Annotated in this window: 24 protein-coding genes; 6 read left to right on the forward strand and 18 right to left on the reverse strand. The window is 68.5% G+C overall.

The window, feature by feature from the left end; all coding sequences use genetic code 11:
- Positions 1-71 precede the first annotated feature (71 nt).
- Positions 72-977 carry a hypothetical protein gene (locus ABD301_RS16300; protein WP_163573364.1) on the reverse strand — a complete coding sequence of 302 codons (906 nt, stop codon included), beginning with the start codon at positions 975-977 and terminating at the stop codon, positions 72-74.
- A gap of 83 nt (positions 978-1060) precedes the next feature.
- Positions 1061-2068: a C40 family peptidase gene (locus ABD301_RS16305; protein WP_344311143.1), complete on the reverse strand. Its 1008-nt coding sequence runs from the start codon at positions 2066-2068 to the stop codon at positions 1061-1063.
- A gap of 110 nt (positions 2069-2178) precedes the next feature.
- On the opposite strand from ABD301_RS16305, the gene ABD301_RS16310 reads away from it, so the two are divergent.
- The gene (locus ABD301_RS16310; protein WP_344311144.1) at positions 2179-3000 is read left to right on the forward strand and encodes a DNA-formamidopyrimidine glycosylase family protein; all 822 of its coding nucleotides are present in this window, start codon (positions 2179-2181) and stop codon (positions 2998-3000) included.
- 22 nt (positions 3001-3022) lie between these two features.
- On the opposite strand, the gene pspM is transcribed toward ABD301_RS16310, so the two are convergent.
- The 8 genes from pspM to rimO all read right to left on the reverse strand — a co-directional run bounded on the left by pspM (position 3023) and on the right by rimO (position 9800).
- Complete coding sequence (gene pspM / locus ABD301_RS16315) at positions 3023-3808, reverse strand: phage shock envelope stress response protein PspM (RefSeq protein WP_344311145.1); 786 nt, start codon at positions 3806-3808, stop codon at positions 3023-3025.
- A gap of 38 nt (positions 3809-3846) precedes the next feature.
- On the reverse strand, positions 3847-4671 hold the full coding sequence (locus ABD301_RS16320) for a PspA/IM30 family protein (RefSeq protein ID WP_344311146.1): 825 nt from the start codon (positions 4669-4671) through the stop codon (positions 3847-3849).
- Positions 4672-4829: 158 nt separating this feature from the next.
- Positions 4830-5219 carry a helix-turn-helix domain-containing protein gene (locus ABD301_RS16325; protein WP_344311147.1) on the reverse strand — a complete coding sequence of 130 codons (390 nt, stop codon included), beginning with the start codon at positions 5217-5219 and terminating at the stop codon, positions 4830-4832.
- Positions 5220-5373: 154 nt separating this feature from the next.
- Positions 5374-5841: a CinA family protein gene (locus ABD301_RS16330; protein ID WP_344311148.1), complete on the reverse strand. Its 468-nt coding sequence runs from the start codon at positions 5839-5841 to the stop codon at positions 5374-5376.
- Positions 5838-7037: a kynureninase gene (gene kynU, locus ABD301_RS16335; RefSeq protein ID WP_344311149.1), complete on the reverse strand. Its 1200-nt coding sequence runs from the start codon at positions 7035-7037 to the stop codon at positions 5838-5840. Before kynU ends, ABD301_RS16330 begins: the two co-directional genes overlap by 4 nt.
- Before the next feature lie 57 nt (positions 7038-7094).
- Positions 7095-7544: a hypothetical protein gene (locus ABD301_RS16340; protein WP_344311150.1), complete on the reverse strand. Its 450-nt coding sequence runs from the start codon at positions 7542-7544 to the stop codon at positions 7095-7097.
- A 151-nt stretch (positions 7545-7695) separates the two neighbouring features.
- The gene (gene pgsA, locus ABD301_RS16345) at positions 7696-8328 is read right to left on the reverse strand and encodes a CDP-diacylglycerol--glycerol-3-phosphate 3-phosphatidyltransferase (RefSeq protein ID WP_344311151.1); all 633 of its coding nucleotides are present in this window, start codon (positions 8326-8328) and stop codon (positions 7696-7698) included.
- Complete coding sequence (gene rimO, locus ABD301_RS16350) at positions 8325-9800, reverse strand: 30S ribosomal protein S12 methylthiotransferase RimO (protein WP_344311152.1); 1476 nt, start codon at positions 9798-9800, stop codon at positions 8325-8327. Before rimO ends, pgsA begins: the two co-directional genes overlap by 4 nt.
- Positions 9801-9856: 56 nt before the next feature.
- On the opposite strand from rimO, the gene ABD301_RS16355 reads away from it, so the two are divergent.
- The 3 genes from ABD301_RS16355 to ABD301_RS16365 all read left to right on the forward strand — a co-directional run bounded on the left by ABD301_RS16355 (position 9857) and on the right by ABD301_RS16365 (position 12757).
- Positions 9857-10378, forward strand: a complete 522-nt coding sequence (locus ABD301_RS16355) for an amino-acid N-acetyltransferase (protein WP_425551952.1) — start codon at positions 9857-9859, stop codon at positions 10376-10378.
- A gap of 107 nt (positions 10379-10485) precedes the next feature.
- Entirely contained in the window at positions 10486-11070 is a 585-nt protein-coding gene (gene grpE / locus ABD301_RS16360; RefSeq protein WP_344311154.1) for a nucleotide exchange factor GrpE, read from the forward strand.
- Between the two features lie 70 nt (positions 11071-11140).
- Complete coding sequence (locus ABD301_RS16365) at positions 11141-12757, forward strand: Hsp70 family protein (RefSeq protein ID WP_344311155.1); 1617 nt, start codon at positions 11141-11143, stop codon at positions 12755-12757.
- Between the two features lie 250 nt (positions 12758-13007).
- On the opposite strand, the gene ABD301_RS16370 is transcribed toward ABD301_RS16365, so the two are convergent.
- The 5 genes from ABD301_RS16370 to ABD301_RS16390 form a co-directional block, all read right to left on the reverse strand.
- The gene (locus ABD301_RS16370) at positions 13008-13643 is read right to left on the reverse strand and encodes a GTP-binding protein (protein WP_344311156.1); all 636 of its coding nucleotides are present in this window, start codon (positions 13641-13643) and stop codon (positions 13008-13010) included.
- On the reverse strand, positions 13624-13995 hold the full coding sequence (locus ABD301_RS16375) for a DUF742 domain-containing protein (protein ID WP_344311157.1): 372 nt from the start codon (positions 13993-13995) through the stop codon (positions 13624-13626). Before ABD301_RS16375 ends, ABD301_RS16370 begins: the two co-directional genes overlap by 20 nt.
- On the reverse strand, positions 13996-14610 hold the full coding sequence (locus ABD301_RS16380) for a roadblock/LC7 domain-containing protein (RefSeq protein ID WP_344311158.1): 615 nt from the start codon (positions 14608-14610) through the stop codon (positions 13996-13998). It abuts the gene before it with no gap.
- Positions 14607-18107: a sensor histidine kinase gene (locus ABD301_RS16385; protein ID WP_344311159.1), complete on the reverse strand. Its 3501-nt coding sequence runs from the start codon at positions 18105-18107 to the stop codon at positions 14607-14609. Before ABD301_RS16385 ends, ABD301_RS16380 begins: the two co-directional genes overlap by 4 nt.
- Before the next feature lie 338 nt (positions 18108-18445).
- Complete coding sequence (locus tag ABD301_RS16390; RefSeq protein WP_344311160.1) at positions 18446-21142, reverse strand: FtsK/SpoIIIE family DNA translocase; 2697 nt, start codon at positions 21140-21142, stop codon at positions 18446-18448.
- A gap of 140 nt (positions 21143-21282) precedes the next feature.
- On the opposite strand from ABD301_RS16390, the gene ABD301_RS16395 reads away from it, so the two are divergent.
- On the forward strand, positions 21283-21702 hold the full coding sequence (locus ABD301_RS16395) for a PPOX class F420-dependent oxidoreductase (RefSeq protein ID WP_163573316.1): 420 nt from the start codon (positions 21283-21285) through the stop codon (positions 21700-21702).
- Between the two features lie 78 nt (positions 21703-21780).
- Here ABD301_RS16395 and ABD301_RS16400 read toward each other — a convergent pair whose 3' ends face one another.
- The 3 genes from ABD301_RS16400 to thyX all read right to left on the reverse strand — a co-directional run bounded on the left by ABD301_RS16400 (position 21781) and on the right by thyX (position 25733).
- Positions 21781-23496, reverse strand: coding sequence for a ribonuclease J (locus tag ABD301_RS16400; RefSeq protein ID WP_344311161.1), 1716 nt, complete (start codon positions 23494-23496; stop codon positions 21781-21783).
- Entirely contained in the window at positions 23493-24413 is a 921-nt protein-coding gene (dapA, locus tag ABD301_RS16405) for a 4-hydroxy-tetrahydrodipicolinate synthase (protein ID WP_344311162.1), read from the reverse strand. Before dapA ends, ABD301_RS16400 begins: the two co-directional genes overlap by 4 nt.
- 549 nt (positions 24414-24962) lie before the next feature.
- Positions 24963-25733, reverse strand: coding sequence for an FAD-dependent thymidylate synthase (gene thyX, locus ABD301_RS16410; RefSeq protein ID WP_344311163.1), 771 nt, complete (start codon positions 25731-25733; stop codon positions 24963-24965).
- Positions 25734-25948: 215 nt separating this feature from the next.
- On the opposite strand from thyX, the gene ABD301_RS16415 reads away from it, so the two are divergent.
- A complete protein-coding gene (locus tag ABD301_RS16415; RefSeq protein WP_163573317.1) occupies positions 25949-26467 on the forward strand; it encodes a toxin-antitoxin system HicB family antitoxin in 519 nt (172 codons plus the stop codon).
- Positions 26468-26483 lie beyond the last annotated feature (16 nt).

Genomic DNA, 26483 nt, shown 5'->3' on the forward strand with positions numbered 1-26483 from the left:
AACCCACCTGACCAGGCAAAACACCACCCAAGATCAAACTAGCGAGGAAACTCAGGCTAGGCAGTGTCTGGTTAACAGGGCCCCGGCAGCGTGTTGGGGTCGGTTTTGGGGTCGTACGCCTTGGCGGCCGGCGCGTCCGCGTGACCGTCGGCCGCGAGCGGCGCCAGCGCGAGGTAGCCGCGGCCGAACTGGTTGCAGTCTTTGTTGTACGCGTAGCTGTTGCCGCCGCCGGTTCGCAGGCCGCGCTCGGTGGCCGCGACCTTCGCCTGCTGATACCACTCGTACGTCTCGACTGTGTGCACGATCACCAGGTTGCTGCCCAGCGGCGGGCTGCCCTTGGGCTTCCCGCCGGCCCGGTCCAGCGGATAGACCCAGGTGTAGTTGGCGCTGATCACCAGCTGCCCATCGGACCCGACGGACACCGACATAGTGCCGGAGACCCGGATCTCGTCGACGGCGAGCTTCGCGGTCGGGGCCAGCCGGGTCACATAGCTGAGCGCCCCGCCGCCCTTCTGCACGGCGCTGGTCACCATCGGCTGCAGGCTGGGCGCCAGCTTGGCCAGATATCCGCTCAGGTCGCCGCGCTGCAGCATCGCCGGATCCAGCCGGGCGGCGACCAGTGTCTGCTTGGTGAGCTGGGTGGCCGTACCCACGTCGGCGGCCGAGTACGAGCCCTGCTGCTGTGCCGCCGGCAGCTGGATGCCGGCGTCACCAATCGCGAAGGAAGCCGCCGGCGTGCCGGCGAACAGGCTGGCCGCCTGGCTGCTCGACATCGCGACCGGGGTGTTCGCGGACCCGCCGCTGCCCCAGACCAGGTTGCGCACGACCGGGGCCAGCAGCAGCCCCACGACCAGGGCGGCGGCCACCGCGACGATGGTCAGCCGGGTGACCTGGCGACGCCGACGACGGCGCTGCGTGCGGCTGCCGGGGTGCTCGCTCGGATCCAGCTCGGAGCTCTGGCTTGGGTCGACCGGCATCGCTGGTGCTGCGCTCCTTCCGCTGGCCAGGGTTCACTCGTAGCCGACGGTAACACCGGGTGGCCGATGCGGAAAAAAACGTCTCAGAGAAAGCGGACGGCCCCCGCGTACTGGTCGGCGTACCGATGCTGGTCGACCTTGACGATCTCCAGTGGGCTCTCCTGGGTCTCGCTGTTGCCCGGCGCGTCGACTTCGTAGCCGCCGCCGATGTACATGCCGACGTGGTGCACCGAACCGGTGCCATGGTCGTACGCGTAGAAGATCAGGTCACCAGCCCGCAGCTGGTCCTTCGAGACCGGCTTGCCGGCCGCCATCTGCGGGCCCGCGTCGCGTGGGATCGTGATGCCGTTCAGGGCGTAGACCGTGCTGGTGAAACCGGAGCAGTCGAACCCGAAGGCGGACGTGCCGGCCCACAGGTAGTGCAGGCCGACGAAGGCTTTGGCCGTACGCACCAAGTCTGCGCCGGTGGGCCGCGGGATGTCCGATGCTTTGGCGTAAACGTGCACGTCAGCGGCCCGGAGCCAGCGCGGGCCGCGATCGGGGGTAGCGACCAGCACGGCCCCGTCCGCCCGCGACAGCACCGGCAACCGGGTGTTCGCCGAAAGCTCGGTCTCGTGCTGGCGCCCGGTGGGATCGGTGGACAGCCAGGCGGTCGCCGCCGTCACCAGCGCGAACGGACGGGTTTGTTGCAGGGTCCCGAAAACCGGCGAGTCGACCAGCTGCCGGGCCGGCACCCAGCCGGGGTAGCCGAGCGCGTTGCGAGGCGTCGGCTGACCAACCACCGCCACGTGCACCCAGGCGCCCTGGCGCTCCAGGATGCGCACCGGATTCCCGTACAGCGCCTGGGTTTCCAGCAACGGTACGAGATCCACTCGCTGCTGCAACGTCATCGTCGCGGCCCACTTGCGCGGATCGGCCGGATTCGCCACCGCCGGGGCGTCCACCGGCCGGTCGGTCGCCGGATCCACCCATGCGGTCGCCACCGACACCCCGACGTACTCGGTCGCGGGGTCGGCCTGTCCGGCGGCCGGGATCGCGACCAGCCCCAGCACCATGAGCAGCGCGGCAGACAGCCGCGAAACGGTTTTCACCTGACCACTATGGCCCCGCAGCGGTGGCCGATGTCCAGCGGTTGACTCCGAGTGGCCACCATCAGGCATGCCCTTCCGCGCAACCCGCGCCGATGCGAGATCATGATGCGATGCCAGAAGGAGACACCGTCTGGTTGACGGCGCACAAGCTGCACGGCGCGCTCGGCGGCGGCTTGTTGACCCGTACCGATTTCCGGCTCCCCGAACTGGCCACCGCCGACCTGTCCGGCCGCACGGTCACTGAGGTGGTGGCCCACGGCAAGCACATCCTCCTGCGTACGAACGACGGTCTGACGATGCACTCGCATTTAATGATGGACGGCTCCTGGACCGCTTCCCGCAACGGCAAACGGCTCTTCGGCTCGTCCCATCCGGCGCACCACTTGCGCGTCGTTCTCGAGACCGCCGAGGTTATCGCTCAGGGGCACCGCATTCATGACGTACGAATCGTTTCCACCACTCGCGAATCCGAGCTCGTCGGACACCTGGGCCCGGATTTGCTTGGTTCGGACTGGGATTCCTCGGTCGCCGCCACCCGTCTCTTGAGCACGCCTGACCGGATGATCGGTCCGGCGCTACTCGACCAGCGAAATCTCGCGGGCATCGGAAATCTGTATAAATGCGAGCTGCTTTTCCTGCGTGGCGTCTCGCCTTGGGCGACCGTTGGCTCGGTGCCGAACATTCCGGCGATGACGGACCTCGCCTATCGGCTGCTGCGGACGAATCGCGACCGCTGGGAACAGGTCACCACCGGCAACAACCGGCCCGGCCAACAAACCTGGGTGTACGAGCGAGGCAGCAAACCCTGCCGCCGCTGCGGCACCCCCATCCGCCGCGCCGACCAACACGAACCCGACAAGGGGCGGCTCGGCGACCCCCACGCCCGCTCCACCTACTGGTGCCCACACTGTCAACCCGGCCCCAGTCCGTGATGGTCCGACAATCAGACGAGGCTTAGCCGGTGATGCCGGGGCGGCGGGCGGCGTGCGGGCCGTAGGGGGCCAGGACGCCGTCGAGTTCGCCGAGGGTGTGGGCCATCGCGTGCAGGGCGTCGGTGGCCTCGGTGATGCGGCTCATCATGAGCTGGTCGGCGAAGCCGTCCGCGGCGACGCATTCGGCGGCGGCGACGACGAGTTGCTCGTACGCGCCGATGCCGGCGTCGATGCGGTTGTAGAGGGCGCCGGCGGCGGTTTGTACGGCCGGGGCGGCGTCGGGTGGGGCGATGGCGATGGCGCGGTGGACGCCGGCATAGCGACGCACGGCGTCGCGCAACGCGCCCTCGGCGAGCTGGGCTTCCTGACCAGGGTCGATCGCGCCGTTCACGGCACCGCGGACCCTGGTGAGCATCGGCGGCAGGGCGGCGCTCGCCCGGTCGATGCGTTGAAGCAGGTCAGAGCCGGGAGTGCCGCGTACGGCGCGGCGCTGAGTCCATCGCACGGCCGCGCCGCCGGCGAGGTGGCGTACGACGGTGAAAGCCTGGCTTTCCGGGGCCGGCGGCAACGGATCAGGGACAGGTATCGCCCGCAGCGCACGTTGGTCGCGTACGCGGAAAACCGCCATCGCGGCGCTGCCACCGAACAGGCCGGTCCAGATCGCGTCGACCCAGGTCAACCCGCCCAGCGGCACGGCGACCGCGGCGACGCCGGCCGCCATCGAAGCGGTGACGATCCAGCGCCGGGCACTGGACCTGGCCTTGCGCAGCACCCGCAGGTGGCGTTCGCGGGGATCCTGACGACTCACCCGACCACCACCCGCGTCGCGCTGCGCTGGCAGGCCCATCAGCCAGGCTGCGTGTTCTTGTTGAACGACGGCTGCCCGTCCTTCTGACCGACAGACGGCTGCGACGACGAACTGATCTGCGGCTTGGAGCCAGCCGACAGCTCACCGGCCATGCTGGCCCGGAGCTGCTCGAGCCGGCTCTGGCCGGCCATGTCCAGGGTGGCCTTCTGTACGTCGATCATCTGGCCCTCGACCGAGTTCTGCGCGAGCTCCGCGCTGCCCAGCGCGTTGGCGTAGCGCTTCTCGATCTTGTCCCGCACCTCGTCCAGTGACGGCACGTTGCCGGGCGCCGCGAGGCTCGACATCTGCTGCAGCGAAGCCGACACCTGCTCCTGCATCTTGGCCTGCTCCAGCTGCGACAACAGCTTGGTGCGCTCGGCCAGCTTGGTCTGCAGGATCATCGCGTTGTTCTCGACGGCCTTCTTGGCCTGCTCAGCCGCCTGGATCGCCGAGTCGTGCAGCTTCTTCAGGTCCTCGACCGACTGCTCGGTGGCGACCAGCTGGGTGGCGAACACCGTCGCGCTCTGCTCGTACTTCGACGCCTGCGGCTGGTCTCCGCGACCCTGCGCCTGGTCGTGCAGGATGAGGGCTTGGCGGGCCGATGCCTGCAGCTTCTCCACCTCGCCGAGCTGGCGGGACAGCTTCATCTCCAGCTGCCGCTGGTTGCCGATCACGTTGGCGGCCTGCTGGGTCAGCGCCTGGTGCTGGCGCTGCGCCTCCTCGATGGCCTGCTGGATCTGGATCTTCGGGTCGGCATGCTCGTCGATTTTCGCGCCGAACGCGGCCATCAGGTATTTCCAACCCTTGACGAACGGGTTTGCCATTGCTGTTGGTCCTTCCCCGAAGCCGACGCGCTCTGCGACCCCCATGGTTCCAGGTGCACCGTCCCAGGGCGGTACGGGGTGCGGACCTCAATCTACTGCGCTCGGGCCACGTTGCTCAGCACTTCCACCGCATCTGGAGCTGCCCTATCAGGCGACTCTCAGGCGGCCACCACTACGCGACCGGAGCGGGTCACGTCATCACCACGAGATGGTGCGGAAATCCTGGCGGTCGCGACCCGGTCGGCCGGTGAAACCTCTGTCCGACCAGGGAGCGGGCCATCCTTGACGGTGTCGGGCACCGAGTCCGGGATCTGCTCGACTGCCGCGAGGGTGTCGCTGACATCACGCAACACGTAAGACATCGGCACACCGAGCGCGTCGCAGATCGAACTCAGCAGCTCGCTGGACGCTTCCTTCTGACCGCGCTCGACCTCGGACAGATAGCCCAGACTGACCCGAGCCGCGTCCGAAACCTCGCGCAGGGTGCGCTGCTGGGCAAGTCGCTGCGCCCGCAGCGTGTCGCCGAGGAGCTGTCGCAACAGGACCATCGCGCACCCCTTTCGTCTGTCCCTCCCGACCCCACTGGGTCGGCCACTGCTTCAACCGTACCTTGCCCATGCCCTCGAAGAGCAGTCGTAAAAACGACGTCCGCCTACGGCGTAACCCATCTCAATACGTGGATGTTTCCGCAGGATGTCATAACTAGCACCACTCCAGGAGCAGCGCCAGCGCACGCTCCACCGCTTCGGCACGTACGGCCGCACGGTCACCAGCCAGCTGCAACTGGCGGGCCACCAGGCGCCCGCCCGGGCCGGCCAGGCCGAGCCAGACCTCGCCGGCCGGATGCCCGTCGTTGGGACCCGGACCAGCCACTCCGGTAGTGGCCAAACCCCAGTCAGAGCCGCATTTCCCGGCCACCCCGGCGGCCAGCTGGCGGGCCACTTCGGGGTCCACCGGGCCACGTTCGGCGAGCAGGTCGAGCGAGACGCCGGCGAGGGTCGCCTTCAGGTCGGTGGCGTAGACGACCAGGCCGCCACGGAAGGTGCCGCTGACGCCTGGCACCTCGACGATGGTCGCGGCGAGCAGGCCGCCGGTCAGCGACTCTGCTACCGCGAGTGTTTGACCACTAGCGGTCAGTCGCTTATGGACTTGGCTGGCGAGCTCGTTCACGCCAGCACCTCGGCGATGACCTCGGCGGCACGCAAGGCGTCCGCGAAGCCCACGTACGGCGCCGCGAAGCCGAACCGGAGAACGTCCGGCGGCCGGTAGTCGCCGATCACCCGAGCCTCGATCAACGCTGTCATCACGGCCTCCGCGTCGGTGCACGCGAGTGCGACCTGACTCCCCCGCCGCGGCGCGTCCGGCGTCAGGACCCGGATGCGGTCGGCTGGTACGAGCGCCCTTACGCACTCGACGAAGAACGTCGTTAGGGCAAGGCTTTTGGCCCGTACGGACGCCATATCGACGCCATCCCAGACGTCGAGAGCCGCGTCCAGCGTCAGCAGCGAGATCATCTCCGGCGTACCCGTCCGCAGCCGCGTGACGCCGTCAGCGGGCCGGTAGCCGGCTTCCATCCCGAACGGGTCGCGATGCGAGCACCATCCCGGCAGCGGCTGCTCCAGCCGCGGCAACAGCTCGGCGCGCGCGTAGCTGTAGGCCGGCGCGCCCGGACCGCCGTTGAGGTATTTGTACGTGCACCCGACCGCCAAGTCGACGCCACCCGCATCCAGGTCGACGGGCAACGCACCGGCGCTGTGCGAGAGGTCCCAGATCGCGTACGCGCCGACGCCGTGGATCAGCTCCGTCAGTGCGGCCATGTCCCACAGCTCGCCGGTCCGGAAGTCGACGTGGTTGAGCAGGACGGCCGCCGTACGGTGGCTCAGCGCGTCTGTAAGCGCACGTGGATGCGCTGGTACGAGCGTACGGCCGGTCATCTTCGCGGCCGACTCGGCGACATAGCCGTCGGTCGGGAAGGTGGTCGCGTCAACGACGATCTCGCTGCGGTCATTGTCTTGCGGGCGCTGGTGCAGCCGTACGGCCGACACCAGCGCCCGGAAGACGTTCACCGAGGTCGAATCGCCGACCACGACCTGGCCGGGGGCGGCGCCGATCAGCGGGGCGATCCGGTCGCCGATCCGCTCCGGCGCCGCCCACCAGCCGTTGTCGGTCCAGGACCGGATCAGGTCGGTCCCCCATTGCCGCCTGACAACGTCCGCGATCCGGTCCGGTACGGCCGCCGGCAGCGCCCCGAGCGAATTGCCGTCCAGGTAGACGGTGTCCGGCGGCAGGCTGAAACGAGCCCTGAGATGCGCCAGCGGGTCGGCCGCATCCGCGGCTTTCGCGCGCGCCGCCAAGTCAGTGCTCACCGGTTTCCCCTCGACCACATTTGGACGGCGTTGAGGAAAACCACGATACCGGCCGGGCTAGTTGAGGGTCAGGTCGCAGATCCTGTCGTGATAGAGCGGACCGCTGAGATTTCCAGGATTGAAGTACGCCCGCTGGCTGCACTGCGAATTGTTGGTGCCATGGGTGAAACTGCCGCCGTTGGTCCCCCACGTCACCCAGCTGGTGGCGTCGACGAGCATGAGGTTGTTCATCGATCCCTGGCCGTGATAGCAGTAGAAGCTCGGGCCGACGGTCGTCTCGATCATGAAGTCGATCTCGTGGTCGTAACCGCAGCCAGGAGCGACGCTCTGCGGGCTGGCACCCCGCGGCAACTGCTTGATCGTGAGCTGGATTCCCGGCTTCGCACTCGCCTTCGCCGGGGTACCCGCGGATTCACTGGCCGAAGCCGGCAGGCCGGATCCGACCGACACCAGCGCAACGGCCGCTAGCAGGACAGTGGCGACACGACTTATTCGAACTCCTGACATCGCAACTCCAAAGGTCTTGTCGGCATTTGCCGACAGGTAAGGGCCCCTGGACAAGGAATATGTCCGAATTCATGCTGACAGCCAGTCCTGTCAGTCCGCTGTCACCTCGACCTCGTCGGGTGACAGCCCTACGGCAGTGCCGCTACAGACCTCAGCGATCGTGGATTTCGTCGAGAGCCGCGCTGAGCGCGTGCTTCTCGGCGGACTCGCGCTCCTTGGCGAGGCCGGCGCGACGCAGTCTCACTGCCTGGAAGACATAGTCAACGCCGGTGATGACGGTGACGATCACCGCGGCGCCCATCATCCAGGGGCCGACGAACTGAAGCGGGAACGGCCACGGGAACAAATACCAGGCGATGGCCGTGACCTGCAGGATCGTCTTCAGCTTGCCGCCCCGACTGGCCGGGATCACGCCATGGCGGATCACCCAGAACCGCAGGGCCGTGACGCCCAGCTCCCGCACCAGGATCAGCACGGTCACCCACCACGGCAGCATGCCCAGCCACGACAGCAGCACCAGAGCCGTACCGACCAGCGCCTTGTCGGCGATCGGGTCGGCGACCTTGCCGAAGGTGGTGACCAGGTTCCACGCGCGGGCGATCTTGCCGTCGAAGAAGTCCGTGAAGGACGCGATGCAGAAGGCCGCGCAGGCGGCGATCCGCCACCACACGCTGACACCTGAGGAGAGCAGCAGGAAGGCACCGAAGACCGGTACCAGCAGCAGTCGCAGGCTGGTGAGCAGGTTGGCCGGGTTGACCAGCGGCGGCCCCGCCGGGGTGCTCATCGCGCGACTCTCTCGGCCGGCGAGATCACCTCGACCAGCTCCGCGGTCAGATCGACCCCGAGGCTGCCGGTGACCTTCGCGCGTACGAGATCGCCGACCTGGACCTGGTGCCCGGCCAGGTCGACCGCGACCTCGCCGTCGACCTCGGGCGCCTGGTGCTCGCCTCGTCCGGAGGCCGCACCCTCATCGATCGATTCGACGAGCACGTCGACGTGCGTGCCGATCCGCTCCTCGGCCCGCTGCGCGCTCAGCTCCTCGACCAGCCGGCTCAGCTTGTCCTGTCGGCGGGTGATGGTGTCCGGCTTGACCTTTGGGCGCAGGTTGGCGCCTTCGGTGCCTTCTTCGTCCGAATACGCGAAGACACCGACCGCGTCCAGCCTGGCCTCGTTCAGGAACCGCTCCAGCTCCCGCACGTCGTCGCGGGTCTCGCCCGGGAAGCCGACGATCACGTTCGTACGCGCGCCCAGCTCCGGTGCCATCGCACGGGCGGTCGCCAGCAGCTCCAGGAACCGCTCGCGGGAGCCGAACCGGCGCATCCGGCGCAACAGCGGCTCGCTGGCGTGCTGGAACGACAGGTCCAGGTAGGCCGCCACACCCGGGGTGTTGCAGATGACCTCAACCAGCTCCGGCCGCAGCTCGGCGGGCTGCAGGTAACTCGCCCTTACGCGCACGATGCCCTCGATGGCCGCCAGCTCCGGCAGCAGCTTCGCGAGCAGCGCCGGGTCGCCGAGGTCCTTGCCGTACGAGGTGGAGTTCTCGCTGACCAGGACCAGCTCTCGGACGCCCTGCTCAGCCAGCCAGCGGGCCTCGGTCAGCAGCTCCGCCGGCCGGCGCGAGGTGAAGGCACCGCGGAAGGACGGGATGGCGCAGAAAGCGCATCGTCGGTCGCAGCCGGAGGCGATCTTCAGCGGCGCCACCGGGCCGCCCTCCAGGCGCTTGCGCAGCACTCGGGGGCCGGACGCCGGCGCGACGCCGGCGGGCAGGTCCTGGGTGTGGCCGGGCACGAACGCGGTCGCCGCGGCCCGGTCGACGGGGCTGATCGGGAGCAACTTGCGGCGGTCCGACGGCACGTGGGACGGCAGCTTCTCGCCGGACAGGACAGCCAGCAGGCGGTCGGAGATATCCGGGTAGTGGTCGAAGCCCAGCACCGCGTCGGCCTCCGGCATCGCCTCCGCGAGCTCCTTGCCATAACGCTCGGCCATGCAGCCGGTCGCCACCACCTTCGCGCCGCTGTCGGTGGCCTGCAGGATGGTGTCGACCGAGTCCTTTTTCGCCTGCTCGATGAAGCCGCACGTGTTCACCAGGACAACGTCGGCGCCCTCGGTGTCCTCGGACAGCTCCCAGCCGCCGGCCGCCAGCCGGCCGGCCAGCTCCTCGGAGTCGACCTCGTTGCGGGCGCAGCCCAGGGTGACCAACGCCACCCGTCCAGCGGGTCGCTCGATGGATTCCTGAACGCTTGGTCGGGCAGGCACCCAGACAGCCTACGTGCCAACCGCCTCCGGCAGGGTCCCCCGGGGTCGAGGTAGGGTTGCCGGTCGTGCACCAGGAGATCGCCGTCAGGCGCGCGCGTACCGCCGACGTGGCGCGGATCGCGGGTCTCGTGGACTTCTATTCCGGCAAGCGGATCCTGCTGGAAAAGGCGCCGGTCACGCTTTATGAGGACGTACAGGAATTCTGGGTCGCCTGCCCGGCGGACGATCTGTCCGTGGTGATCGGGTGCGGGGCGCTGCACGTGTTGTGGCAGGACCTCGGCGAGATTCGTACGCTCGCGGTGGACCAGTCGTGGCGCGGCCGGCGGATCGGCGACCTGTTGATGGCGCAGCTGCTGCGGACCGCTCGCGAACTCGGCCTGGAACGGCTGTTCTGCCTGACGTTCGAGCGAAAGTTCTTCGAACGGCACGGATTCCAGACCATTTCCGGAACGCCGGTCGAAGCCGAGGTGTACGAGCAGATGCGCCGCTCGTATGACGAAGGCGTCGCGGAGTTTCTCGACCTGGAGTACGTGAAACCCAATACGCTGGGAAACACCCGAATGCTCCTGGTCCTGTAGTCATTCGGTGACGGCTCGAAGCGGTGGCGGTGCCCCCTGGTAATCCGCCCCATTCGTACCGGAGAATCTTGTGCGACAAGCGGGCGCGCATGGCGGAGGAGGTGTGGATGGCTATCCCGTACTCGACGGACCCGGTGCAGAACGAGCTGTTCGAGATCCGGTCGGCGATCACCGACCTGAACGCTCTCGTGGCTCGCGAGCAGGAGCGTGCGTCCTTTCGGGAGGAGCTGATCGACCGGCTGCACGGGGAGAACCAGACCCTGCGCCGCAGCGAGCTCGACACCACCCTGGAACCGGTCCGCGGCGGCCTTTACCGGCTCTACGACCTGTCCAGCCGGGAGGCGGCTCGCTGGCAGCTGGCCAGCACCGAGGGTCAGCCCCAGTCCGCCGACCAGCCACCGACGCAGGACGGACCGCTGTTCGGGGTCTTCGCCGAGCAGGTCGGCGCGCTGTTCACCGCCTTCGCCGAGGAAGTGCTCGAAGTGCTCGGCCGGATCGGCGTGGAGGCCTTCGAGGTGAAGGCCGGCGAGCTTTACGACGCGAGCATGCACCGGCCGGTGGAGACTGTCCGGGTGGACCACCCGAGCTGGGACGGCGCGGTCGTACAAATGGTGTCCGCTGGGTTCGTACGGGGTGAGACCGTCCTTCGGCGGGCCGACGTGGTCGTCGGCCAGCACGGGTCGGCGACGTAGACACCGACGGCAGTGTTGTCGTCACAGGTGGGGGCTGTCTCGGGTGGGGATAAGAGGAGAGGGATCCGCCGTGGTTGTTTACGGAGTCGACCTTGGCACGACGTACTCGAGCCTGGGTTACCTCGACGTCACCGGCCGGCCGGCGGTGATCCAGACAGCCGACGGCACCGACGCGATCCCGTCGGTGGCGTATTTCGCGTCAGCCACCGAGGTCGTCATCGGTGAGGAGGCCAAGGACACCGCGGTCATCCAGCCGGACCTGGTCGTGGACCTGATCAAACGCGAGCTGGGCAGCAACCACTCGGTCGCGATGCACGGCGACGTGTTCACACCGGAGGAGATCTCCGCGCTGATCCTGCGCCGACTGGTGAACGACGCGGAGGCCTTCACCCGCGGCAGCGAGGCGCTGGACGAGGACGACGACGGCCCGACACCCGCGGTCATCGCGGTGCCGGCGTCCTTCGGCACCCAGCAGCGCGAGGCCACCCGGATCGCCGGCGAACTGGCCGGGCTGTCGGTCATCGACGTGATCTCCGAGCCGATCGCGGCGGCCATCTCGTACGGCGTGCTGGATCTGGATCCGGCTGATGACCAGGAACAGACGATCCTGATCTTCGACCTCGGCGGCGGCACCTTCGACATCACGGTCATCGCCGTACGCGGCAACCAGGTCGAGGAGATCTGCACCGGCGGCGACCCAGAACTCGGTGGCGTGGACTGGGACGACCGGCTGGCCGAGCAGCTGGTCGAGGAGTTCTTCGCCGCGCATCCCGGCTCGTCGCACCCGTTCGACGACGCCGGCACGCTGCACGACATCCGGCATCAGGTCGAGGACGCGAAGATCCGGCTGTCGTCTGAGGAAAGCCAGACCGTACGCATCGTCCACGAGGGCCTGGTGGCGACGATCGAGCTGACCCGCGGCGAGTTCGAGACCCGCACCCTGGACCTGCTCGACCGAGCCATCGAGATCACCCGGAACGCCCTCGCGGCCGCCGCGCAGCGAGGCGTCCCGAAGGTCGACGAGATCATCCTGGTCGGCGGTTCGTCCCGGATGCCCGCGGTGACCGACCGGCTGATCGCCGAATTCGGTCTGCAGCCCCGGCTGCACGAGCCCGAACTCGCGGTCGCCAAGGGCGCGGCCCGGTACGGCTTCGACCAGATCTACCACCGGATGGTCGCCGCCGGCCGCGTCGAAGATGCCCAGCGGCTGGCCCGCCGTACCGGCCTGTCCCCCGAGCAGGAGGAGCGGCTCGCCAACCAGAGCCTGCGCCCGGTGGTGCCGCGCAGCGTCGGGATCATGTGCTCGGATGGCGAGTACGACTCGGTCGTCCACCTCATCCACGGCAACGACCCGCTGCCGGCCGCCGCCACCGCCACCCTTTTCACCGGTGCCGACAACCAGACCAGCCTCACCGTCCAGATCGTCGAACAGGCCGGCCCGACCGAGTCCCCCGACCCGACCGCTAATCGGTTGGTAGCCCTGGGCAGTGTGAAGCTCGCGCCCGCCATGCCCGCCGGCACCCCGGTAGAGCTGACCCTGTCGATGACCAGGGGCGGATTGCTGCGCGCCGAGTTCAACCCCGAGCAAGGCGCCCAGCCGCACGATTTCCGTTTGCGGGTGGGAAATATCAGCGACGCCGACATTCCCGCCGTCCGCGACCGGCTCGCCGTGATCAAGGTCCGCTAGTGTCCTGGGTTCGAAGTTCGTTGCTTTATTCGGTGATCCAGACGGTGGCCTGAGTGCGCCGGAGGATCGTCCTCATACTGGTGGTATGTGGGCGATTCTCCGATGCTCTCAGACGCCGTCTGGGCGCCGGAGAAAGTAGCGAACTTCGGGCGCAGGACACTAGCTTCTTCTGTTTCGTCCGCCGAGAAAAAGATCCCCCGAATACAAAAGGTAGTCGGGGGATCTGACGGTTTCGCGGTGGACCGGAAAGTCAGCGGGCGCCAAGGGCGGGTGCGTCGGTTTCCTCGGTTTCGTCGGGAAGCAGGCTCATCACGTAGTCGACGAGGGTGATCAGGACCGCTTTGCTGGATTCCCGGTGGCGGGCGTCGCAGAGCAGGACCGGCACGTCGGGATCGAGGTCGAGGGCGATCCGGATGTCCTCCGGCGGGTAGCGCCGAGCGCCGTCGAAGCAGTTGACCGCGACGATGAAGGGCGTGTTCCGGCGTTCGAAGAAGTCGACGGCGGAGAAGCTGTCGGCCAGCCGGCGAGTGTCGGCCAGCACGATCGCACCGAGGGCGCCGTAGACCAGCTCGTCCCACATGAACCAGAAACGGTCCTGGCCGGGCGTACCGAAAAGGTAGACCAGCAACCCGGAGTCCACCGTGATACGACCGAAGTCCATCGCGACCGTGGTGGTGGTTTTGGCTTCCACGCCGACCATGTCGTCCACGCCGAGGCTCTGGTCGGTGATGACCTCCTCGGTACGCAGCGGCTCGATCTCACTGACCGAGCTGACCATGGTGGTCTTGCCGACACCGAAACCACCGGCGATCAGGATCTTGATGGCGGTGGGGAGTTCCTCGGTGCCGTCGTGACCGGGCTCGGAATCAGAGGGCCCGTATTCCATTGATCACCGCCTTGAGGACCCGCTTGTTCGACTGCCGGGCGCGCGTCATGGGCGCGCGAACGGCGATCGCATCGCGTTGCAGAAGATCATCGAGCAGAACTTTGACCACTCCCGCGGGCAAGTTGACGTGGGCTGCTATCTCCGCCACCGACAACGGCTGACGACACAACTGAAGAATCTTGACATGCTCGGGCTCCAGGCCCGGCCCGCCGTCCGCCGGCTGGGTGGCGATGACGACCGAGATCAGGTCGAACTTCGCCGCGGCCGGCCGGGTCCGGCCCTTGGTGACCGCGTACGGCCGAACCAGCGGACCCGCTGACTCGTCGTACCAGACGCCGTCGGTGGGTTCCATTTACGGCTCTCGACCAGGTAACCGGGACGGACCGGTGGGGAAACCGGGAGCCGGACCGGAACCGGTGATGCCGGGGCCGAGCCGCCCCGGGCCGGGCACCGAACCAGGCCGTGGGCCGGTCGGCACGCCCGATGGCGGTCCGACCGGGCCACGAGCCGGCCCGGCGGTGCCGGGCACCACTGGACCGGCGCCGCGGCCGGGGCCGGCCTGCGGCGGCTGGTTGCGTGGGGAGGTGCTCAGGCTCTGTCCGACCCGGCGGACCAACAGGTTCATCTCGAACGCCACCTGGCCGATGTCAGCGTCCGCGGCGGCGATGATGGCCAGCGAGGAGCCGCTGCCGGCCGCCGTGACGAACAGGAAGGCGGACTCCATCTCGATGATGGTCTGCCGTACCGGACCACCGCCGAAATGCCGGCTGGCGCCGCGGGCGAGGCTCTGCAGGCCGGACGCGACCGCGGCCAGGTGCTCGGCGGCGGCCTGGTCCAGGCCCGCCGAGCCACCGACCAGCAGGCCGTCGGCCGACAGCACAGCGGCGTCACGGACTCCCGGGACTCGCTCCACCAAATCGTCCAACAGCCAGTTCAGCTGGCCCAGCGCATTGGTCTTCTGCGTCATCCGTCAGCTCCTCGGTCCCCGTTCGGGTGGTGTCCCACGTTGTGCTGCGCCGCATCATCCCGTGCCCGTCCACCGGGTCCGGAGCCGGCCGGCGATCCGAGCGGCGACTGGGCCGACCAGTCCGCCGGCGCGGACCGGCCGCGCCAGGAACCCTGCTGATAGGCGGCCATCAGCCGGCGGGCGTCGTCGGCGCTGCGGTGCTCCACCGGCGGGCCGTCCGGCTCCTGTGGCGGCGGCACCACCTCTGCTAACTGCGGCGACAGGCTGGCTTGCCGGATCCGCCGCGGCAGCCCGCGGTGATCGCCCAACTGCGGACCACGCTGGTCCGTACGCCCAGCCGGGCCGGGCGCCGAGATCGGCGGCACCCCCGGCACCGGTGGCAGCGGCGGCACCATCCGCACCGGCCCGGTCGCGAGCGGCCCCACCGGGCTCACCGGGCGCACTGGGTTAACTGGCTGCACGGGGTTAACCGGCTGCACAGGGTTAACCGGCTGCGCGGGGCCGGGCTGGCCCACCGGACGACTCGTCTGCGGGCTGGCCGCTGGCGGCTGGGGTGGAGCCACTGGCTGGGCAGGCTGCCGTTGCGGGTACGGCGGCGATGGCACGGCTTCTGGCGCGGCAGGTGCCGCCGGCGGCCCGCTGGATGGCTGGCCGCTCGATGGCTGGCTGCTCGGTGGCTGGGCCTGCGGAGGCGGCAGGGTGGGCGACGGGCTCTGCACGGGGCCGCGTGGGTACGACGGGAGGTCAGCTGGCGGCTGCGGGCCGGCCTGCGGACTCTGGTACGAACCAGCCGGACCGCTCGGGTAGGCGCCGGTCGGCCCACTCGTCGGATATCCGCCGGTGGGTGAGCTCGTCGGATACGCCCTGGTCGGCGCGGCCGGTGGCAGGCCGGACGGGCCAGCCGCGGGCAACGGGACCACCGTCGTGGGCGGGACCGGCAGCTGGGTGGTGGGCGACCCCGGCGGCGGCGATCCCGGTGGCATCCGGTGCGCCCCGCCGGACCGTCGTTCCAGCAGGTCGTCGGGCTGGTCGTCGGGTCGTACAAACGGGATGAACTCGGCCCGATCGACCGCCGGGGTGCCGTAGCCGTTGCGGATATCCAGCGGCGCCGGGACCGGCGCGCCGTATGGCGAAGGCGCGGCCGGCTCGGGCTCCGGCGGCAGGTCCGGCACCGCCTGCGGCCCGGTGGCCCAAGCCTCCGCCTCCACCGCGCTGGAGGCGTCCTCGTACTCGCTGGCCTCGTCGTAGCTGTTGTCGATGGTGCCACCGGTGACCCGCTCATCCGCGGCGCTCTGGTCGTACAGGTTCTCCGGCGGCCCAGCGAACCCGCCGTCGAAACCGCTGTCGATGGTGCCGCCGGTGACCCGGTCGTCGGGTTCGCCCTGTGCGTACGGGTCGGGGGCCGAGGTGAGGGTGAAGCCGTTCGGCGGCCCGCCGGTGGAGCCGCCCGACCCCTGCGCCGGTCCGCCGCTGGGCGCCGCCTCCAGCTCGGACAGGGTGCCGACCGAGGCCGCCGGGTCGCCGTACCCGTTGTGGCCGCTACCACTGACGGCACCCACCAACGCCTTCGGCTCGGCCGGCGCGCGGTCCGCGCCGGCACTGGTGGAGATCAGATTGGACGGGATGAGCACGATGGCGCTGGTGCCGCCATAAGGCGACGAACGCAGCGACACGTGCACGTTGTGCCGGGCCGCCAGCCGAGCTACCACGAACATGCCCAGCCGGGAGTTGTCGGAGATCGCCAGCACGTTGAACTCGGGCGGGTTGGCGAAGTAGCGGTTCGCCGCGGTCATCTCGTCGCCCTGCATGCCCAGGCCGCGGTCCTCGATCTCGACCACGAAGCCCTTGGGCACCAGCTGACCGGTGACCTGCACCTGGGTGTGCGGCGGGGAGAACGAGACGGCGTTGTCAATCAGCTCGGACAGCAGGTGCGTCAGGTCGCTGACCGCTGAGCCGTTCAACGCTCCGTCGCCGATCGGCAGCACTCGTACGCGCGAATAACCGCCGACCTCAGCCGCGGCGCTGCGGATGACGTCGACCAGCGGCACCGGCTGGCGCCACTGCCGGCCGGGCGCCCCGCCGCCGAGAATGATCAGGTTCTCGGCGTTGCGGCGCATCCGGGTGGCCAGGTTGTCGATCCGGAACAGGTCGTCCAGATCGGACGGGTCGGTGGCCTTGCGCTCCATCGCGTCCAGCTGGCTGAGCTGCTGGTGGACCAGGCCCTGGGTGCGCCGGGCGATGTTCACGAACACGGTGTTGATGCCGGCCCGCAGGTTGGCCTGCTCGACGGCGACCAGCACCGCGGTGTGTCGTACGGCGTTGAACGAGTCGCCGACCTGACCGATCTCGTCCGAGCCGTACTCCAGCGCGGGCGCCTCGATGTCGGCGTCCACCTTCTCGCCCTGCCGCAGCCGCTCGACGACTGCCGGCAGTTGCTTGGTGGCCATGTCCTGCGCGGAACCGCCGAGCCGGCGCAGCTGCTTGATCAGCCGGCGGGACACCCTTACCGAGAAGACCAGCGACGCGACCACCGCTACCAACCCGAGCAGGCCGGCGAGACCCAGCAGCACGAACGCGGTGACGGTGGCGCCAGTCGTACGCCCGGAGGCGGCGGTCGTGACGGACTCGTTCCACTTGTCGAGCGAGCCGAGCACCTGGCTGGACAGCGACTGCCAATCGGCGGCGCTGACCGGCACCGGCTTGTTCGGCCCACCCTGGGAGATGATCCGCTGCTCGGCGGCGCCGAGGCCCGCGTACGCCTGGCTTTGAGTGACCTGCTGGTATCCGCTCTGGGCAGTCTTGTCGAGCTGCGTCACGACCAGGTTGTAGAGCGCCGCGTGAGTGCCGACCAGGCCGGCGAAGGCTGTGTACTCGTCGGCGGTGAAGGTGCCGGACGCCTGTGCGCAGGCGACGACCGCGTCCTCCCGGGACAACGCCTCCCGGCCGCGCATCAGGTCGACCAGGTTCTTGGCCGGCACGATGGTGTCGGCGTTGCTGGTGGCGGCGATCCGGTCGAGCACCGAGAACTGCTCGTTGATCAGGTCGGTGAACGACCCGAGCACCTCCAGCGGGCTGACCACGGCGTCCACGGTGAGCCGCAGCGACTGCAGCCGCGGGAAGTCCGAGATCGCGGTGACCGCGGCCTGCTGGACCGACGAGTCCACCAGGAAGCCGCCCTGCCCGTCGTTGGTGAGCCGGCGGAAGTCACTGACCGCGGTGTCCGACTTGTTCCGCAGCGCGATCATGTCGGACTGCCCGACCGAGCGGCTGCTGCCAATGAACACCAGCGACGCGCGCCGTTCCGCCTCCAGCGCGGCGATCAGCTTGCTGGCCGGTCCCCCGTACGTGTCCTGTGCTGTCTGCCCGCCCAGATACTGCACCACGCTGCCGCTGGTGAGTGCGACTGCCAGCACCCAGAGCGCCAGCAGCGACACCAACGGCACGATCAGGAGTGCGGTCAGCCGGGAACGGATGGACTGGTGACGGCGGGCTCGCATCTCACCTCGTGAAGGACAGACGGGCCGGACAGGCAGGTGGGTTGCCGGACCGAGGGGGCAGCAGTGCTCGACAGCCTAGCGAGGCACCCGACCGAAACAGAAGGCATCGGCAGTATCGCGCCAAGAACCACAGCTACTTAGCGCCACATTGTTGCCGTGCCGCAACGGAACGTAGCGGAAAACCATTTCTGTGCGATCTGGATTGCTTTTACCTGTGCGGTACAGACCTTTCGGCAACAGAATAACAACTGACGGTCATCCGGCGGCCGACTCGTACGAGTGAAACGGCCGTGACGGAAAGTAACACCTTGCACGGTCAAGTGCCAGACATCGGATGTTTACGGTTCCGACACATCCGATGATTCGGCGGGCTCGCCCCGCAGGATCGCCATCATGCCGGCCAGCTCGTCGGGTTTGACGAGTACGTCGCGGGCTTTGGAGCCCTCGCTCGGGCCGACGATGCCGCGGCTCTCCATCAGGTCCATCAGCCGGCCCGCCTTGGCGAACCCGACCCGCAGCTTGCGCTGCAGCATCGAGGTGGAGCCGAACTGAGTGGACACCACCAACTCCACGGCCTGCAACAACACGTCGAGGTCGTCGCCGATGTCCTCGTCGACTTCCTTCTTCACCTTGGCCGGCGCCGTCACGTCCTCGCGGAACTCCGGATCGCGCTGGTTCTTGCAGAACTCGACAACGTCGGTGATTTCCTGCTCGCTGACCCAGGCACCCTGCAGCCGCATCGCCTTGCTTGCGCCCATCGGCAGGAAAAGACCATCGCCGCGGCCAATCAACTTCTCCGCACCGGGCTGGTCCAGGATGACGCGCGAGTCCGCCAGCGACGACGTGGAAAACGCCAGCCGGGATGGCACGTTCGCCTTGATCAGACCGGTCACCACGTCGACGGACGGCCGCTGGGTCGCCAGTACGAGGTGGATGCCGGCGGCCCGGGCGAGCTGGGTGATCCGCACGATCGAGTCCTCGACATCGCGTGGCGCGACCATCATCAGGTCGGCCAGCTCGTCCACGATGACCAGCAGATACGGGTACGGGCGATAGACCCGCTCGCTGCCCAGTGGAGCGGTGATCTCGCCGCTGCGGACCTTGCGGTTGAAGTCGTCGACGTGCCGTACTCCGGAGGCCGCGAGGTCCTCGTACCGCATGTCCATCTCGCGGACCACCCACTGCAGGGCGTCGGCGGCCTTCTTCGGGCTGGTGATGATCGGAGTGACGAGGTGCGGCACCCCCTCGTACGAGGTCAGCTCGACCCGCTTCGGGTCGATCAACACCATCCGGACCTCGTCCGGGGTAGCCCGCGACAGGATCGACACCAGCAGCGTGTTGATGCAGACCGACTTGCCGGCGCCGGTCGCGCCGGCGATCAGGATGTGCGGCATCTTCGCCAGGTTGGCGACGACATACCCGCCCTCGATGTCCTTGCCCAGGCCGACAAGCATCGGATGGTGGTCCCGTGTTGCCGTGTTGCTGCGCAAAACGTCGCCGACGTTGACATCTTCCCGGTCGGTGTTGGGAATCTCGACGCCGACCGCGCTTTTTCCCGGGATCGGGCTGATGATCCGTACGTCCGGGCTCTTCACCGACAGCGCGATGTTCCGGGACAGCGCGGTGATCCGCTCGACCTTGACGGCCGGACCGAGCTCGATCTCGTAGCGGGTCACCGTCGGGCCGCGGGTGAAGCCGGTGACCGCCGCGTCCACATTGAACTGCTCGAAAACCGTGGTCAGGCTTTCGATAACGGTGTCGTTGGCCTTGCTGCGGGTCTTGCCGGGCGGGCCGGCCTTGAGCATGTTCGGCGGCGGCAGCCGGTAGTCGCCCTCCCCCGCGGTCAGCGCGAGTTGCTCGGCCCGGGTCGGCACCGGCGAGTGCGCCGGCGGCTCGGGCTTGCGCGTACGCGGAGTGGGCACGACCGCCGGGGCAGCGGCCGCAATCTCGGCCGGCACCGCTTCGCCGGTCACGGCGGCCGCGTCGGCGGCGGCGCGGGCCAGCGTGGCCTCGCCGTCCACGTCGAAAACGTCCGGGTCCTTGGAGAGCGCGCCCTGCCGGCGGCGGGACGTACGACGACGGGGTGCCTCGGCGGCGGTCTCGGCGGCCACCGCGGCACGCAGGGCGTCGGCGTCCAGCGCCTCGGTCTCCTGGCTGTCCTCGTCGTCGTGGTAGTTCTCGTCCTCGTCGTCGTCCTCGCCGTCGTGGCCGGACAACCAGTCGCGCAGCGCCCGAACGCGGGCCGGGATGGTGTTGATCGGCGTCGCGGTGACCACCAGGACCCCGAAAATCGACAGCAGGGTGAGCACCGGCGCGGCGACCCACCCGGTGACCGCTTTGGCCAGCAGTCCGCCGGTGAAGACGCCAACCATGCCGCCAGCGTGTTGGCGCAGCTCCAGCTTGTCCGGCGAGCCGGCGATCAGGTGCATCAGCCCGAGCACGCCGATGGCCAGCGCGGTCCAGCCGACCACGCCGCGGCCGGCAGTGCCCTCTTCCGGCGCCTGCCGCAGCAGCTTGATCCCGGCCGCCGCGAGCAGCACCGGCACCGCCATCGCGGCCGCGCCGATCACCGTGTGCAGGCCGAGCGCGATGATCGCGCCGACCGGACCCGCGGTGGCGAACCAGATGCTGGCGCCGCACAGGATGGCCAGCGCGAGCAGCGCGAACCCGGCGCCGTCCCGGCGATGCGCGGGATCCAGCTCGCGCGCGGTGGCGGCCTGCCGGAACACCGCACGGGCCAGCCAGCCGACCGTACGCGCCAACAGCATCCAGATGCCGCCGATGAGCTGGCCGATGCCAACCACGATCGCCAGCAACACGCCCTGTTGCGGCGGTGCGGGCGTTGACCGCCGGTTGGCCGTTTTGGCCGGCGCGCGCCGACCGGACGATGACCCGCGCGACTGGGACCCGCGCGGCTGGCCGGCAGCGGCACGCGTACCGGATGAGCGGGTCGAACCACCGCGCCCGCCGACGCGGGTGCCGGCCGTACCGCCGGTACGCCCACGGGCGGCGGTCGAGCTGGCTCGGGTAGGCATGGGCTCCACGCTACCGGTTGGCTTCCCACCTACCACCCCTTTACCACCCGTGTCATCCCCCTCATCCGTCCCAACCCCACCTTCCCCCTGTCGTACGACAGGGGGGAACAAGATCACCGCGGATCAGCGTTGGCGCAGCCATGACACTTCTGACTGACCCTCTGAAAGAGGTTCTGAACGCCGGCCATCTGGCCCATATGGTGACGCTCAACGAAGACGGCAGCCCGCAGGTCACGGTCATCTGGATCGGCACCGACGGCGACGAGATCGTCAGTGCGCATTTCGGGCTGTACAAGAAGTTGCGGAACCTCCAGCGCGACCCGCGAGTGTCGCTTTCGCTGGAAATCGGCGGGAAGAACGAGCACGGCCTGGACAACTACCTGGTGATCGAGGGCACCGCGACCATCACCGAAGGTGGCGCCGCCGAACTCCTGCAGCGGTTCGCGCAGGTCTATATGGGCCAGGGCTCGAAGTGGCCGCCCGGCGACGAAACCCCGCCCGCCGGCTACGTCGTACGCATCAAGCCCGACCACATCCGCGGCGTCAGCCCCTGGACGTAGCCTCCACCCCGGACGTCCGCAACGCCCCGCTGCTTGCGGCTGGCGCAAGTAACGGGGCGTTGCGGACGAGAAGGTGGGTCAGACCTCCAGGACCGTCGGGATGATCATCGGGCGGCGGCGGTACTTGTCCGAGACCCATTTTCCGGCGATCCGGCGGACGATTTGCTGGAGTTGGTGCGGATCGCTGACCTCATCCTGCGCGGCCCGGTCGAGTGCCTCGGTAATGAGCGCCAGGACCGGCTCGAAAGCGGCCGGGTCGTCGGAGAATCCCTTGCCGTTCACGAAAGGACCGCCGACGACCTTGCCGGTGACCGAGTCGACAACGACGGTGACCGCGATGAAACCCTCGTCGCCCAGAATCCGCCGCTCGGTCAGCGAGGACTCGCCGACATCGCCGACGTGCAGTCCATCGACGTACACATACCGGTTGTCGAGGTGGCCGGTCAACCGAGCCACGCCGTCGATCAGGTCGACCACGTCGCCGTCCTCGGCGAGCACGACGTTTTCGGCTGGTACGCCGGAAAGCACGGCCAACCGGGCGTGTGCCCGCAAGTGCCGCCACTCGCCGTGCACCGGCATCACGTTGCTCGGCCGGGTCACGTTCAACAGGTAGAGCAGCTCACCGGCCGGCGCGTGGCCGGACACGTGCACCATGGCGACCTCTTTGTGAATCACCGTGGCGCCGAGCCGAGACAGCCCGTTGATCACTCGGTAGACCGCGGTCTCGTTGCCTGGCACCAAACTCGACGCCAGTACGACGGTGTCGTCCGACTGGATCGTGATGTGCCGGTGATCTCCGGACGCCATCCGCCCGAGCGCGCTCATCGGCTCGCCCTGTGAACCCGTCGACATGAAAACCACTTGGTTGCCGGGCAAAGTCGCCGCCTCGTCCAGCGGCACCATCAGATTTCCCGGGATTCGCAACAATCCAAGGTCACGAGCCACCCCCATGTTGCGTACCATCGACCGGCCGACAAAAGCGACCCGGCGATGGTGCGCGGCGGCGACGTCGAGAACCTGCTGCACCCGGTGTACGTGGCTCGCGAAAGACGCGACCACGATCCGGCCTTTCGCCGACCGGAACACGTCGTCCAACACCGGCCCGATTTTGCGTTCCGGCGTAACAAAACCCGGAACCTCGGCGTTGGTCGAGTCGGACAGCAGCAGGTCGACACCTTCGGCACCCAGGCGAGCGAAACCGCCGATGTCGGTCAGCCGGCCGTCCAGCGGCAACTGGTCCATCTTGAAGTCGCCGGTGTGCAGGACGACACCCGCGGGCGTACGAATAGCAACGGCCAGCGCGTCCGGAATCGAGTGGTTGACCGCGAAAAACTCGCAGGAGAATTCGCCGAGCTGCTCGGTGTCGCCTTCCTTCACCGTCATCGAGTACGGCTGGATGCGGTGCTCACGCAGCTTCGCCTCGATCAGCGCGAGGGTGAACCGGGAGCCGATCAACGGAATGTCGGACTTCAGCCGCAGCAAATACGGGACGCCACCGATGTGGTCCTCGTGGCCGTGGGTGAGCACGACGGCCTCGACGTCGTCGAGCCGGTGCTCGATCGCCGAGAAGTCCGGCAGGATCAGGTCGACACCGGGCTGGTCCGCCTCCGGGAAAAGCACACCACAGTCGACGATCAGCAGCTTGCCGCCGTACTCGAACACGGTCATGTTCCGACCGATGGCACCGAGCCCACCCAGTGGCACGATCCGCAGCGCGCCGTCTGGCAGCGCCGGTGGTGCGGACGGCTGTTCGCGCCGTCCGGTGCCAGCGACCTGAGGATTTTCCGCTTTCACGCGCCCGCCTTCTCCGGCAGCGCGACTCCGCCCGCCACCAAGTCTTCGATCAGTACGGCGACCTGTTCGTCGGTCGCATCAACAAGGGGCAGCCGGACTGGTCCGGCTGGCAGTCCCAGCAGCCGCAGCGCGGCCTTGGTCAAAATGACGCCCTGCGTACGAAAAATGCCGGTGTAGACCGGCAGCAGGCCGTGGTGCAGCCGGGTCGCGGTGGCGACATCGCCGGCTTCGTACGCGTCCAACATGGCGCGCAGCCGCGCACCGACAACATGCCCGACGACCGACACGTGCCCCACCGCGCCGACGCTGTAGAGCGGCAGGTTAAGCATGTCCTCGCCGGAGTAGTAGGCCAGGTTCGTACGCGCCATCACCCACGAGGCCGACGCGAGGTCGCCCTTGGCGTCCTTCACGGCGAGAATTCGCGGATGCTCGGCCAGCCGTACGAGCGTCTCGGTGTCGATCGGCACGCCCGTACGCCCGGGGATGTCGTAGAGCATCACCGGCAGGTCGGACGAGTTCGCAGCCGTCACGAAGTGCTGGTAGAGCCCTTCCTGCGGTGGCTTGTTGTAGTACGGGCTGACCAGCAGCAGGCCGTGCACACCGGCTTTCTCAGCGGTCGCGATGACTTCGAGCGTATGCCGGGTGTCGTTATTGCCGGCGCCGGCGATCACGGTGGCGCGGTCGCCCACGGCCTCCACCGCGGCCCGCAGCACGATTTCCTTTTCCGGATCCGAAAGAGTCGGATACTCCCCGGTGGTGCCATTGATCACCAGGCCGTCGTTGCCCCCGCTGTCGACCAGGTGGGTCGCGAGCCGCTGGACGCCGTCGACGTCGACGCCGCCATCAGGCTTCATCGGCGTGACCATCGCCGTCAGCGCCCGGCCGAACGGCCGGGTGGGGTCCTTAGTGGTCCTCATAACCCTGCAGGCTATCGGACGCCCCCACGCCACCCGGCAGCAGAAACGTCCATAAGGACCCGCATCACTTTCCTCACCGCAACCACCGGAACCCTCTTCGGGACACTCGGTCCTGCGCGCCCGGCCGGGGTCTGGGGGCTTGGCCCCCAGGGCAATAACAGGAGCGTCGATGTCCGCGCTCTTCAGCGGACAGAAAACGCCCCGCGACGCACCGAAAGTCGGACAACGAACCACCCGAACACCCAACCGCAGATGTGGTGAACCATCCGTAGCTCGTCCACTCCCAACCGCACCAACGACCCGACGCAAGGAGCAAAACGGGGGTCCGGGGGCTTGCCCCCGGCCGGGGTCTGGGGGCTTGGCCCCCAGGGCAATAACAGGAGCGTCGATGTCCGCGCTCTTCAGCGGACAGAAAACGCCCCGTGACGCGCCGGTCGGGGGTCCGAAACGTCACGAGGCTCACTACGAACATCGCAGGGGGTGCCTGCGGCGTTACACCTGTTGCAACAAATTTTCCGGCAGTTTTCTCACCCTGAGTTGAGCGGTCGGTCAGCTCTCCGCAACAAGGGGACTGTGGGCCACCTCGGTGCCGTCGGCGAGGGTGCCGATGGTGAAGTCGGCGAACACGTTGGGGGCGACTCGCTGCAGCTCACGCAGGCAGTCGATGGCGATCGCGCGGATCTCCACGTCGGCGTGTTCGCTCGCGCGCATGCCGATGAAGTGCCGCCAGGCGCGGTAGTTGCCGGTCACCACGATCCTGGTCTCGGTGGCGTTGGGCAGCACCGCGCGGGCGGCCTGGCGGGCCTGCTTGCGGCGAAGGGTCGCGTTCTGTACGTCCGCGAACTTCTTTTCCAGGCCTTCCAGCAGCTCCGTGTACGCGGTGAGGCTGGCTTCGGCGGCGGCGACGAACTTCGCGTGCAGTTCGGGGTCGTCGGCGATCACGTCCGGCTCGACCATCGCGGCGTCGCGCTCGGGCACGTACCGCTGGGACAGCTGGCTGTACGAGAAGTGCCGGTGCCGGATCAGCTCGTGGGTGAAGGACCGCGACACGCCGGTCATATAGAACGTCACGGTGCCGTGCTCAAGGACGGACAGGTGCCCGACGTTGAGGATGTGCGTCAGGTAGCCGGCGTTGGTCGCGGTCGACGGGTTCGGCTTCTTCCACGACTGGTAACAGGCCCGGCCGGCGAACTCGGCGAGCGCCTCGCCACCGTCCGCGTCGGTCTCCCACGGCACGTCGGCGGGCGGCTCGAAGTGGGTGTACGCGATGACCTCGACCCGCGGCTGGACGAGGGTGGGGCCCGCTGGTTCGTTGGACACAGATGACTCCGGCGAGTGCTCGGTCCCGCTGTGACGGGAGATGGATGACCGCCGCGTACGGCAGGGAAAGGCGGTCATCCGACTGTACAAGGGCTGCCTGCGGGCCCTGAAGCGCAACGCCGAAGCAGCTGCGACGCGGTACCCGACATCACCTGACACCAGATCCGACACCATCACCTCTTGCGTGGCGTCATAGATGGTGTCATGATGGCGTCATGGACCTGAACATTCACATCGACAACCTTCGCCGCGAGCTCGTCGCGGTCGCCCATACCGGAAACCCCGAGATCGCGAAGGCCGGCGAGTTGCTGGCCAAGGCGGTCGACTCAGCCGCCCGGCTGGGCCTCATCGAGGTCCTGTCCGATGCCGCCGAGGACGTGACCGCCGGCCTCGCCGCCAACGACTACCCCGCCGAGGTGCAGGTACGCATCCGCGGCCGGGAGGTCGAAATGGTGGTGACCCCGCCGGCCGAGGCGCCGCAGGCCGCTGACCGGACGGCCGATCCCGAGCCCGACCCGAACGAGAGCTACTCGGCCCGCTTCACCTTGCGGATGCCCGAACAGATCAAAAGCCATGTCGAGCAGGCCGCGGCGAGCGAGGGCATGAGCGTCAACGCCTGGATCGTCCGCGCCGTCCGCTCCTGGAAGCCCGAGTCGCACCGCCACAGCGACTGGGACAACTGGAGCAAACCGGCACACAAGTCGAACCGGATCACCGGCTTCGCCCAGGGCTGACCGACCTTCTCTCACT

The sequence above is a fragment of the Fodinicola feengrottensis genome (assembly GCF_039530045.1).
GTDB classification, from domain to species: Bacteria; Actinomycetota; Actinomycetes; order Mycobacteriales; family HKI-0501; genus Fodinicola; species Fodinicola feengrottensis.